This is a genomic window from Hyphomicrobium sp. MC8b (assembly GCF_905067615.1).
In the GTDB taxonomy this organism is placed as follows: domain Bacteria; phylum Pseudomonadota; class Alphaproteobacteria; order Rhizobiales; family Hyphomicrobiaceae; genus Hyphomicrobium_B.
In genome coordinates, this window is record NZ_LR898465.1 from 2,297,163 (window position 1) to 2,308,891 (window position 11,729).

Sequence of the window (11,729 nt, forward strand, 5' to 3'; positions counted from 1 at the left end):
TTTCCGTCGGCGCAAAGCCCCAAAAGACCCGAGAAAGGCCGATCTGGCACCAAATAGGAGAAGACACTGGGGGACGGCGCTCGAAAGCCCCTCTCAGATGCGATGGTTAAGACGCCAGCGCAGGCCGAGCCCCCGTTCAGCCTCCTGCCGAACGGAAAGGCGGCCTTATACAGCATTTTCAGGCCGGGGCAAGTCAGGACAGACGCCGCCCTGCCCGGACAGGAAAACGAGGCCAGCGCCGTTCTTCCATGCCGTGCGCCCCCCAACAATGTGGCGTCCATGCAACTTTGAAATTTGACAGTCGACAATCATTGACGGTCACGGCGCAAACACGGGAATCATGCCCTAAAGGGGATTGCCGGGATCGATCCGGCGCGTCGAGGGAGACCAACGACATGAAGTATGCAGCTTACACTGAAGAGACGATCTGGGCTGTCGCGGACGATGAAGAGACGGCCCGCGAAGAGGGCGAAGAGAACATGGCCGAAAACGGCGTGACCGATACGTCGGCGCTCAAGGTCGCGCCGATCGACGACAACCTCGTCGAAGCGCTTGAGGAAGCCGAAGAATCCGGCGCCGATGTGCTGTTCGATCTGATCGACGGCGAACTTTGCGAGGTTGAGACGGTCGAAGGCTAACTGTTTAGCAGGCGTCTCGCGGCAGGCCACGTCTCCCGTCGCCGGAGCGAACGACGCCTTCTGGATCTATTTTCGGCGTTTTTTCGAATGCGCATTTGAGCGTCGCGGCTTCGCGACGCTTTTTTTGCGGCGGCTCGTCCTGGCGGTAAGCCATTGGCAATCTGCCACATTCGTCGAGCTTGCCCGGCGGCTTCGGCCGGCCCATGTCATCTTCAATGACAACCAGCCGAGGCAGATTTGATGAATGATATTCGCGAAACGCCGCAAGGAGGCGCGACGCCAACCGAGGCCCGGCCGATCGACCCAGGCGTCACGATCGGCCACGTCCATCTGAAGGTAGCGGATCTCCAGCGTGCGCTGGACTTCTACTGCGGCGTTCTCGGCTTCACGCTGATGCAGCGTTTCGGCAGCCAGGCGGCCTTCATTTCGGCTGGCGGCTATCACCATCACATCGGCCTCAACACCTGGGAAAGCCGGGGAGGGACGCCGCCGCCTCCGGGCACGACGGGGCTTTACCATCTCGCTGTGCTCTATCCGACACGGGTAGCGCTGGCCGATGCCTTGCGGCGACTGATGGCGGCCCGCGTCGAACTGACTGGGGCAGCCGACCACGGAGTCAGCGACGCGCTCTACCTCAACGACCCGGACGGCAATGGCGTGGAACTCTACTGGGACCGGCCGGAGGCCGAATGGCCGCGCGACGCCGACGGCAATATCGCCATGTTCACGAAGGCCTTGGATCTGAGAGCCCTTTTGCGGGAACCGGCGCCCAACGCGTAACGGCTGGCCGCGGGCAACGGGCTGGCGCGGCGGTTGGCGGAGCGCAGCGTCTCTTGACACCGGATGGGCGGGCGTGGACTAAGGCCGCCCAATATCTGCGTGCACGCAGGTCATTCCCAATTCCAGCCCAGGGAGCACTTTCTCCACGATGGCACGCGCTTTCGTTTTTCCAGGTCAAGGTAGCCAGGACGTCGGTATGGGCAAGGCGCTTGCCGATGCCTTTCCCGTTGCTCGCGCCGTATTCGAAGAAGTCGATGATGCGCTGGGCGAAAAGCTGTCGGCGCTGATCTGGGAAGGCCCGAAAGAAACGCTGACGCTGACGCAGAATGCTCAGCCCGCGCTCATGGCGGTATCGATGGCCGTCATGCGTGTGCTCGAAAAAGAGAAGGGCGTATCGCTCGCAAGCAGCGCGAAATTCGTCGCCGGGCATTCGCTCGGAGAGTATTCGGCGCTCGCCGCGGCCGGTGCATTTTCTTTGTCGGACGCGGCGCGCCTTTTGAGGCTGCGGGGACAGGCCATGCAGAAGGCTGTTCCGGTCGGCGTCGGCGCGATGGCAGCGCTGCTCGGCGTCGGCATCGACGTTGCGGAGAAAGTCGCTGCCGAAGCTGCCCAGGGCGACGTTTGTCAGGTCGCGAACGACAACGAGCCTACACAGGTCGTCCTGTCCGGGCACAAGACGGCGCTCGATCGCGTGCCGGAGATTGGCAAGAAATTCGGTGTTCGGCGCGCGGTGCCGTTGCCCGTGTCCGCTCCCTTCCATTGCGCGCTGATGCAGCCCGCCGCCGACGCGATGGCGGAAGCGCTCGCGTCCGTGACTGTCAACAAACCTGTTGTTCCAGTCGTCGCAAACGTGCTGGCGCAGCCGATTTCCGATCCGGACGAGATCAAGAAGCGGCTCGTCGAGCAGGTGACAGGCACGGTCCGCTGGCGCGAATGCGTGGCGTTCATGGCGGCTGACGGCGTCACGGATTTCTATGAGATCGGCGCGGGCAAGGTCCTCGCAGGCCTCGTTAAGCGCACGGCTCCGAGCGTCAACGCTTCGAGCCTCGGCACCCCTTCCGATATCGATGCGGCGCTCGCCGCACTCACTTCATAAGGAGATTTGAATGTTTGACCTGACCGGCAAGACCGCCCTCGTCACGGGCGCGACGGGCGGACTTGGTGCCGAGATCGCACGCGTGTTCCACAAGGCTGGCGCAACCGTTGCTATCTCGGGACGCAAAGTCGAAGCGCTCGATGCGCTCGCGAAAGAACTCGGCGACCGCGTGCATGTGCTGCCGTGCGATCTCGCGGACCGCACAGCCGTCGCGAAGTTGATCGACGATGCCGTGAAGGCTCTGGGCGGTCGTCTCGACATTCTCGTCAATAATGCCGGTCTCACCAAGGACAACCTGTTCATGGTGATGAAGGACGATCAGTGGGATGACGTCATCGCGGTCAACCTGACGTCGACGTTCATGCTGTGCCGGGCCGCATCGCGCCACATGATGCGCTCGAAGACAGGATACGGGCGGATCATCAATATTGCGTCTGTTTCCGGCGTTTTCGGCAATCCGGGGCAGGGCAACTACGCGGCCTCGAAGGCCGGTATGATCGGCATGACCAAATCGCTCGCGCGCGAGGTCGCTTCGCGTGGAATTACGGCGAACTGCATCGCGCCGGGCTTCATCAAGACCAACATGACGGACGTGCTGACGGATAAGCAGAAGGGCGAGATCGCCCAGATGATCCCGGCGCAGCGCTTCGGCGATCCGGTGGACGTGGCTGCCGGGTGCCTCTATCTGGCTTCCAACGAAGGCGGGTACATCACCGGCCAGACGCTGCACATCAACGGCGGCATGGCGATGGTGTAATCAACTCCAGCCCATGATGGTAAACGCCGAGAATGCTTGATTTATCGGCGACTTTACGATTGAAGGTTCGGCTGTCGTCGGCTGCGTCACCACGTGCTTTGCAATGCTGGTGAAGTGTGTTAACGACACCACGGTTTTGAAACGTGAAAAACACGTTATCGGGACGGCACGAAGAGCTGGGGACAACTCGGCGAAGTGCTTCGTGGGGACGGTGCCTAAGCGGAAGACTCACGCTAGGGCGACTAAGGAAAAAGACTTTTATAACGGGGCGAACCCCTATCCGAACAGGCTACACTTCCCGTAAGTTGATATCCTGTCATGCGGTTTATAGCGGGTTCTGCAGGGCGAACAGGCGGGCCAGAAAAGGCCGCCAAAAATTAGAAAGACACGAGGATTAACGATGAGCGATGTCGCAGAGCGCGTGAAGAAAATTGTCGTAGAGCATCTTGGGGTCGAGGCCGACAAGGTCACCGACAATGCCAGCTTCATCGACGACCTTGGCGCAGATAGCTTGGATACCGTTGAACTCGTGATGGCGTTCGAAGAGGAATTCGGCTGCGAAATTCCGGACGATGCCGCCGAGCACATTCTGACGGTCGGCGATGCCGTCAAGTTTCTCGAGAAGAACGCGAGCGCGGCTTAAGCAGCCCTCGCACTTTTCAGATTTGTCCCCGGCGTAATTGCGCCTTCTGGGCAGAATTTAATGGGGGCTGGGTCACCAACCGGCCCCCTTTACGTGCCCAGTGTGGATCTCAAACAGCAACAGCGAACAAGAACAACATCGATGCGCCGTGTCGTTATTACAGGAATGGGTCTCGTCACTCCGGTCGGTTCAGGCGTCGAAGCGTCGTGGACCAATCTGCTTGCAGGACAAAGCGGAGCCCGGCGCGTCGAGGAATTCGAAGTTTCCGATATCACCTGTCAGATCGCGAACTTCGTGCCGCGCGGCGCGCAGACCGAAGGCAAGTTCAATCCTGACGATTGGATGGAGCCGAAGGAACAGCGCAAGGTCGATGACTTTATCGTTTATGCCGTTGCGGCTGCCGATCAAGCGATCACGGATTCGGGCCTGAAGTTCCAGACGGCAGAAGCGCAGGAACGCGCAGGCGTGCTGATCGGCTCGGGCATTGGCGGCCTTTCGGGCATCGCCGATACGTCGATCCTGTTGAAGGAGAAGGGGCCGCGGCGCGTTTCGCCGTTCTTTATTCCAGGCCGTCTTATCAACCTCGCGGGCGGCTACGTCTCGATCAAGCACCAGCTCAAAGGTCCCAACAACGCCGTCGTCACCGCGTGCGCGACTGGCACGCACGCTATCGGCGATGCGGCGCGGATCATCGCGCTCGACGATGCCGACGTAATGATTGCGGGCGGCACGGAAAGCCCGATCTGCCGCATTGCGCTTGCGGGCTTCGCGGCCTGCCGGGCGCTGTCGACCGGATTCAACGACAACCCGACGAAAGCCTCGCGGCCTTATGACAAGGATCGCGACGGGTTCGTGATGGGCGAGGGCGCGGGCGTCGTCGTGCTCGAAAGCTACGAGCATGCGAAGGCACGCGGCGCGAAGATTTACGCCGAGATCATCGGCTATGGCATGTCGTCGGATGCTTACCACATCACGGCACCGGCCGAGGATGGCGACGGCGCCTACCGCTGCATGAAGGCCGCTTTGAAGCGCGCCGGCGTCGATCCGAGCGAGATTGATTACGTCAACGCGCACGGCACCTCGACGCCAATGGGCGACGAGATCGAACTCAAAGCTGTCGAACGTCTGTTCGGCAACAGCAGCGGCAAGCTTGCGATGTCCTCGACGAAGTCGGCGACGGGGCATTTGCTCGGTGCAGCCGGTGCGATCGAGGCGATTTTCTCGGCGCTCGCCATCCGCGACAATATCGTTCCGCCGACGCTCAATCTCGACAACCCATCGGTCGAAACTGCGATCGACCTTGTGCCGCACAAGGCACAGAAGCGTGATATCAATATCGCGCTGTCGAATTCGTTCGGCTTCGGCGGCACGAACGCTTCTCTGGTTCTGCGCCGGGTGGCTTAAAACAGCGTTCTAATACGCGTTTTCGCCACATTTTACGGTGAGCGTCCGGCGCGGGTGGGGGATGGAGCGCTGGGATTTGAGGCAATGACCTCGTGCACCGCGCTCCTTCAATGACGGTGCTCGCGGTAACATGAGTCAAAATCGGAAGCGTTCGGACGGAATTAGAACGTCACGAACAGCCGGGGCGCGAAGTCCTGCAGAACGGCTGGAGCCGGGACGTGCACCGAGCCGTCCGCGCGGCGTTCAAGCGCGCGAACCATCGCGCGCGCTCGGCGGTATCGTGCGGGCCATCAGCAGCGTGCTGACCGTCGCCCTCGTACTCATGCTGCTCATCGGCGGCACGTCGTTCCTCATTTTCCATCAATTCGAAAGCCCTGGTCCGCTGCCGCAGGAGCGCACGGTTATCATTCCCAAGGGCGAGGGGCGCATTGCGATTGCCGAACGGCTGGAGCGCGAAGGCGTTATCACGAACCGCTGGACGTTCGTCGGCGGCTATCTGCTTCAAGGGTTTCTCGGCGGCCACAAGGGCGGCGAGCTGAAAGCCGGCGAGTACCAAATCAAAGAACACGCCTCGATGCGGGACGTGATCGATACGCTCGCGGAGGGCAAGTCGATCCTCTACAAGACGACGATGCCTGAAGGGCTGACGAGCGAGCAGATCGTCGAACGCCTGAAAGCCGAGCCGAACCTCAGCGGTGAGATCTCGAGCGTGCCGCCGGAAGGGACGCTGCTTCCCGATACCTATTATTTCTCGAAGGGTGCCTCGCGGAACGAGATTCTCGACCGCATGCGGGTCGGCATGGAGAAGGCGTTGGGGCAGCTCTGGGATGAGCGCGATCCCGACCTTCCCGTGCGATCGACGGATGAACTCGTGACGTTCGCGTCGATCGTCGAAAAAGAAACGGGGCGCGCCGATGAGCGCGACCGGGTCGCCGCCGTTTTCTATAATCGTCTGCGCAAGGGCATGCGGTTGCAGTCGGATCCGACGATCATCTATGGCATTGTCGGCGGCCAGGGCGCGCTCGGCCGCGGCATCACCAAGGCGGATATCGAGACCAAGTCGCCCTACAACACATACCAGATCAACGGACTGCCGCCGGGGCCGATTTGTAATCCCGGGAAATCGGCGCTTCTTGCTGCGCTGCATCCAGCGAAAACGGGCGATCTTTATTTCGTTGCCGACGGCACGGGCGGTCACACGTTCTCGGAGACCCTCAAAGAGCACAACAACGCCGTCCAGAAATGGCGGCAGGTCGAAAAGCAAAAAGCTCAGAACGCAGCCGATCAGGACGACGATGCTGCGCCGATCCCAACTGCCAAAACCGCAAAAACCAGCACGTCCAAAGGGCAGAAATCGGCGAAGGCAACGACGCCGGCCTCAGGGGCGAGCGACGGCGATGGCGACGACTCTTCGCCGTCAGATACAGCTAACGACGCCTCGGGCATGCCGCTTCCTGTCCGCAAACCGAAGCGACAGTAACCTTCAGCCGGACGAGCCATCAGATATAGTTGGCGGATGCGATCCGAGCCGTTAAGTTGCGGCCCGCGTAAACCCACCCGTCGGCGAGACATTCCCCTATGACCATATCCAGCATGACGGGATTTGCCCGCGTCGACGGCATGACCGATGGCCTCGCCTGGACGTGGGAGGCTCGCAGCGTCAACGGCCGCGGGCTTGATGTCCGCTTGCGCTTGCCGCCGGGCTATGAAGCTCTGGAGCTGCCGGCGCGCGAAGCTGTCGCCAAGCGGCTGGCGCGCGGGAATGTCTCGATTTCGCTGAGCCTCGAAAAGCAGCAGACGAACGGCTCGGTCCGCTTGAACGAAGCGGTGCTTCAGGATGTTATCAAGGCCGCCGAGCGCGTGACGGCGCTGTCGGGGGCATCGGCGCCCGATGCGGCCCAGCTGATGATGATCAAAGGCGTTCTGGAAGCGGCCGACCAGATGGCTGAAGCCAGCGACGTACGTGCGGCGCGGGAGAGAGCGCTCCTGAAGAGCCTGGAGGCTGCGCTCGACAAACTGGCTGAAGCACGGCGCGCCGAGGGCACGCGCTTGCACGACATTGTCATTGAGCAGCTTATTCAGATCGAACGGCTGGGGTCCGATGTGCGCGCCTCACCGTCGCGCACACCGGAGGCTATCGTCGCGCGTCTCAAGGATGCGATTACCCGCCTGTTCGATACGACGGCGCCGCTCGATGTGGAACGACTGCATCAGGAAGCCATGCTGCTCGCAACGCGCGCCGATGTGGAGGAGGAACTGCAGCGGCTTTCGGCGCATGTGTCGGGTGCGCGGGAAATTCTGGCGGAAAACGGCGCGGTTGGCCGCAAGCTCGATTTCCTGGCGCAGGAATTTAATCGCGAAGCCAATACGCTGTGCTCGAAAGCCAATGCGGTCGACGTCACCCGGCTGGGCCTACAACTCAAAACGATTATCGACCAGTTCCGCGAACAAGTGCAAAACGTCGAATAACATGAGCAAGAACGCGGAAGAGAGACCTAGTGGCGCTGCCGAGCCGCACATCGTGCGCCGGGGACTGCTTTACATCGTCTCGTCGCCATCAGGCGCGGGCAAGACAACGCTGGCGCGGCGGGTGCTGGAGGCCGACGCCAACGTCGAGATGTCGGTTTCAGTGACGACGCGCGCGCCGCGGCCCGGCGAGCAAAACGGCGTCGACTATCACTTTGTGGACCACGCTGCTTTCGAGCGGATGAAAGAGCGCGACGAACTGCTCGAATGGGCGCGGGTGTTCGACAACTATTACGGCACGCCGCGGGCACCGGTCGAAGCCGCCATTCTTAGCGGCAAGGACGTGCTGTTCGACATCGACTGGCAGGGCGCGCAGCAGCTTTCCGAGAAGATGCCGGGCGACGTCGTGCGCGTGTTCGTGTTGCCGCCGTCTGGCAATGTGCTCGAAGAGCGGCTGAAGACGCGGGCACAGGATCCGCCGGACATCGTTGCGAAGCGCATGGCGGCTGCATCGTCCGAGATCAGTCACTGGCCGGAATACGACTACGTGATTGTGAATGCGCACGTTGAAACGAGCGTGGCGTCGGCGCTCGCAATCCTAACCGCCGAGCGGCTGAAACGAGGGCGGCTGCTGGGGCTCTCGGAATTCGTGCGGACCTTGCAGGTGGCGCTCTAAGCCGTCGAAGCTTCGCTTTCGTCGAGCACCAGAGCCAATCGTGCGAAATCCGCAACTGACAGCTCTTCGGCGCGGCGTTCGGGCGCCAATTGCGCGCGCTGCAGAAGCAGTTCGGGAAACGCGGTGATCTGTTTCAGGCTCGAACGCAGCATCTTGCGGCGCTGTCCGAAGGCTGCCGCGGTGACGCGTGCCAGCGTTTTCACGCGGCAGGCGGGCTGTGGCGATGCGATGGGGCGAAACTCGACAATGGCGGAGGAAACTTTCGGCGGGGGCGTAAAGGCTTCGGGCGGGAGGTTCATCACAATCCGAGCTTCCGTGCGCCACTGCGCCAGCACCGAGAGGCGGCCGTAGGCTTTTGACTTCGGTTGCGCAACGATGCGCTCGGCGACCTCGCGTTGGAACATCAGTACCATGCGGTCGTACCACGGCGGCCAAGGTTCCGTTTCCAGCCAGTTCACGAGCAGCAGCGAGGCGACGCCGTAAGGCAGGTTCGCAACGATCGAAGCGGACGGGGCATCGCCGAGCAACAGCCGCCAATCGACGTCCAGCGCGTCGGCGGGATGGACATCGAGGCGGCCGGGATAGCGCGCGGACACTTCGGCCAGCGCCGGCAGGCAGCGATCATCACGCTCGATGGCGATTACGTGCTTTGCACCTTCCATCAGAAGAGCGCGCGTCAGTCCGCCGGGGCCGGGACCAATCTCTACAATTGTTCGTTCGCTCAGGTCGCCGGCGAGGCGCGCGATCTTACGGGTGAGGTTGAGATCGAGCAGGAAGTTCTGGCCTAGTGACTTCTTGGCGTTGAGACCATAGCGCTCGATGACAGTGCGTAGGGGCGGGAGGTCATCTGGCCCATTGGCAGCGCTCATGGTGTTGCCGCAGCGCGGCGGCGGGCGCTCATGTCGGCTGCGAGCTTCAGCGCAGCCTTGAGGCTCGACGCGGAGGCGACGCCTTTTCCCGCAATCGAAAACGCCGTGCCGTGGTCGGGCGAGGTGCGCACGAAAGGCAATCCGAGCGTAACGTTGACTCCCTCGTCGAAGGCGAGCGTCTTGATCGGGATGAGGCCCTGATCATGATACATCGCGAGCGCCGCATCGTAGGTCTTGCGGGCGGCCTCGTGAAACATGGTATCGGCGGCAGTGGGACCGGTCGCGTCGATGCCCTCGGCGCGCAGTCGCTCGACGGCAGGGCGGACGATGTCGCGATCTTCCGTGCCCAGGGCGCCGTCTTCGCCCGCATGCGGATTGAGGCCGGCGAGGGCGAGGCGTGGTTTCTCGATGCCGAAGTCGCGCTGCAAGGCGGCGTGGACGATGCGCGCCGTGCTGACGATCTTGTCGATCGTGAGAAGAGAAGGAACGTCCTTCAAAGGCACGTGGATCGTCACAGGCACGACGCGAAGCACGGGCGCGGCGATCATCATCACGGGTTCGGCGGGCTCGGACGGCCAGAACTCGTTTGCGAGCGCGCCGAGAAATTCGGTATGGCCGGGATGCTCGAAGCCTGCTTCGTAGAGAACCGACTTGGCGATCGGGTTGGTGACGACGGCTGCGGCACGACCTGCTGCAACGTCAGCCACCGCCCGCCGGATCGCCTGGATCGTCGCTTCGCCGTTGGCGACGTCGGGGCTGCCTGCGATGGCAGGCGCCGACAGCGGAACCGGAACGACGGGCAGGGCATCGGGGAAGACCAGCGCAGCCGCACCGGCATTCGCAACCGGCATGATTGCGGTTTCCGGATCGAGCGCGGAGGCGCGGGCCAGTGTGCGCATCAGCTCGATATCGGCATAGATCGCAAAAGGCGGAATCGCGTCGGCGGAACGGTCCTGCCAGGCGCGCAGTGCCAGTTCGGGACCGATACCGGCAGGATCGCCCATCGTCAGGGCAAGGGGAGGCATGGGGATAGGGGGCAGCTTGTGTAAATCCGAGTGAGGGCGCCTGGCCCTCTATTTGGAGCCGACGTCGATACGGTACTCGATGTGGGCGTCCTCACGCAAATCCTTGAGATAGCGCTTGGCCATCAGTTCGAACTCTTTCTGCTTCAGCTCGCCTTCGGCCTGGTTGCGCTGGACCTCAGACGCCTTGACGGCATCGCGACCGCAGACGACCCATAGCTCGATGGCGCCGTTGTTCACGGCGGGCGGCAGCATTTCCCCGTTGGCGGCGTTAAGGAGCAGCGTGCGGGTCGGTTCAGGAATGGTCGCGGGCCGCTGCTTGCCTAGGTTTTCGAAGCGGGCGCCGGTGACGCCCATTGCCGCCTGCGCCGTCGACTGGCAGCCGGTGAATTTCTGCCGGATCTTGTCGGCGTCCTGGATGCGCGCCGCGATGCCGTGCTCTTCGATCTTAGCCGGCATGGCGATGCGGATACGCTGAAGCTGCAACTCGATATCGTCGTTGGCGGATGTGGCCGAGGCGACGAGCTTATCGACGTCCCGGTTCGACACGTTGATCAAAGGCGCGAATTTTTTCTTCACGACTTCGTTCCAAGACAGCGTCGCACGGATGCGGGTCTTGATGGGTTCGAGGCTGCCGCCGATCTGCTTCTGGAACTGCTCGATCGTCATCTTGTTGCGTTCGGCGATGCTCTTGACGATCATATCGATCTGAGAGTCCTCGATCGTTACACTTTGGCGTTTTGCTTCCTGCGTCTTGAGGCGGTCGTCGATCAATTCTTCCAGAGCTTGCTTTTTCATCGCCGGCAGGGCTGATGCGCGGGCGCTTTCGAAGGCCCGGCGCTGCAGGCTCATGCCGTATTCCTTCTTGCGTTGCTCGAAGATGGCGATGATCTGCTCACGCGATTTGCCTTGGTTGTCGCGCGCCGTCTGCTGCAGGATTTCCTTCAGATGCTCCGACGTTCTCGGGTCCTTGATGATGGCTTGGAAGTTGGCTTTCGCCTGGGTCTGAATATTCGTGCCGCTGAGCATCATGGCGCGCTGGTCGACTTCATAACCGGTGATCGGCTCGTCGTTGACGAGGGCGACGATCGAGCGCTGCTCAGCCGTGGGCGGGCCGGACATGTCGCGGCTCGCCGTAGCAGCGCTGCCGGGATCGATGGATTTCTTGCCGTGCCGTTTCTGGCCCTTGCCGGTGTCGGGCAAGGTATCGCCGATCGACGGCTTCTGCGCTGCCGCAGGGGTGCCGTCGCCGGTGACAGCGACCGTTCCGTTCTGAGCCGCGGCCGAGATCGAAAAGGCGATGCAGGCGGCAGCGGCCAGCGCACAGCGCCTGATGTTTCCGGATCCGAGGGTTTCGGACAATCCTGCAGTCATGCTC

Annotated in this window: 12 protein-coding genes; 9 read left to right on the top strand and 3 right to left on the bottom strand. The window is 62.1% G+C overall.

The features are described 5' to 3' along the window. Positions 1-395: 395 nt before the first annotated feature. The 9 genes from ACLB1Z_RS11045 to gmk all read left to right on the top strand — a co-directional run bounded on the left by ACLB1Z_RS11045 (position 396) and on the right by gmk (position 8,460). Positions 396-638 (top strand): hypothetical protein, encoded by a 243-nt coding sequence (locus ACLB1Z_RS11045; protein ID WP_013947671.1) that lies wholly within the window; start codon positions 396-398, stop codon positions 636-638. Positions 639-878: 240 nt separating this feature from the next. Continuing rightward, entirely contained in the window at positions 879-1,418 is a 540-nt protein-coding gene (locus ACLB1Z_RS11050) for a VOC family protein (RefSeq protein WP_409559910.1), read from the top strand. A 148-nt stretch (positions 1,419-1,566) separates the two neighbouring features. Further along, positions 1,567-2,514 (top strand): ACP S-malonyltransferase, encoded by a 948-nt coding sequence (fabD, locus tag ACLB1Z_RS11055; RefSeq protein WP_409559911.1) that lies wholly within the window; start codon positions 1,567-1,569, stop codon positions 2,512-2,514. Positions 2,515-2,524: 10 nt separating this feature from the next. After that, positions 2,525-3,271, top strand: a complete 747-nt coding sequence (gene fabG, locus ACLB1Z_RS11060; protein ID WP_409559912.1) for a 3-oxoacyl-[acyl-carrier-protein] reductase — start codon at positions 2,525-2,527, stop codon at positions 3,269-3,271. A gap of 400 nt (positions 3,272-3,671) precedes the next feature. Then, positions 3,672-3,914, top strand: coding sequence for an acyl carrier protein (locus ACLB1Z_RS11065; protein ID WP_013215676.1), 243 nt, complete (start codon positions 3,672-3,674; stop codon positions 3,912-3,914). Positions 3,915-4,055: 141 nt separating this feature from the next. Then, positions 4,056-5,318 carry a beta-ketoacyl-ACP synthase II gene (fabF, locus tag ACLB1Z_RS11070; protein WP_409559913.1) on the top strand — a complete coding sequence of 421 codons (1,263 nt, stop codon included), beginning with the start codon at positions 4,056-4,058 and terminating at the stop codon, positions 5,316-5,318. A gap of 130 nt (positions 5,319-5,448) precedes the next feature. Beyond that, on the top strand, positions 5,449-6,798 hold the full coding sequence (gene mltG / locus ACLB1Z_RS11075; RefSeq protein WP_409559914.1) for an endolytic transglycosylase MltG: 1,350 nt from the start codon (positions 5,449-5,451) through the stop codon (positions 6,796-6,798). 98 nt (positions 6,799-6,896) lie between these two features. Next, positions 6,897-7,787 carry a YicC/YloC family endoribonuclease gene (locus tag ACLB1Z_RS11080; protein WP_409559915.1) on the top strand — a complete coding sequence of 297 codons (891 nt, stop codon included), beginning with the start codon at positions 6,897-6,899 and terminating at the stop codon, positions 7,785-7,787. Position 7,788: 1 nt separating this feature from the next. Next, a complete protein-coding gene (gene gmk / locus ACLB1Z_RS11085; protein ID WP_409559916.1) occupies positions 7,789-8,460 on the top strand; it encodes a guanylate kinase in 672 nt (223 codons plus the stop codon). On the opposite strand, the gene rsmA is transcribed toward gmk, so the two are convergent. From rsmA to ACLB1Z_RS11100, 3 genes are read right to left on the bottom strand one after another with little or no spacing between them, the layout of a single operon-like run. Then, positions 8,457-9,329 (bottom strand): 16S rRNA (adenine(1518)-N(6)/adenine(1519)-N(6))-dimethyltransferase RsmA, encoded by an 873-nt coding sequence (rsmA, locus tag ACLB1Z_RS11090; RefSeq protein WP_409559917.1) that lies wholly within the window; start codon positions 9,327-9,329, stop codon positions 8,457-8,459. The genes gmk and rsmA overlap by 4 nt on opposite strands. Next, the gene (gene pdxA / locus ACLB1Z_RS11095) at positions 9,326-10,354 is read right to left on the bottom strand and encodes a 4-hydroxythreonine-4-phosphate dehydrogenase PdxA (RefSeq protein WP_409559918.1); all 1,029 of its coding nucleotides are present in this window, start codon (positions 10,352-10,354) and stop codon (positions 9,326-9,328) included. Before pdxA ends, rsmA begins: the two co-directional genes overlap by 4 nt. A 48-nt stretch (positions 10,355-10,402) precedes the next feature. After that, positions 10,403-11,725, bottom strand: coding sequence for a peptidylprolyl isomerase (locus ACLB1Z_RS11100; protein ID WP_409559919.1), 1,323 nt, complete (start codon positions 11,723-11,725; stop codon positions 10,403-10,405). Positions 11,726-11,729: the final 4 nt, after the last annotated feature.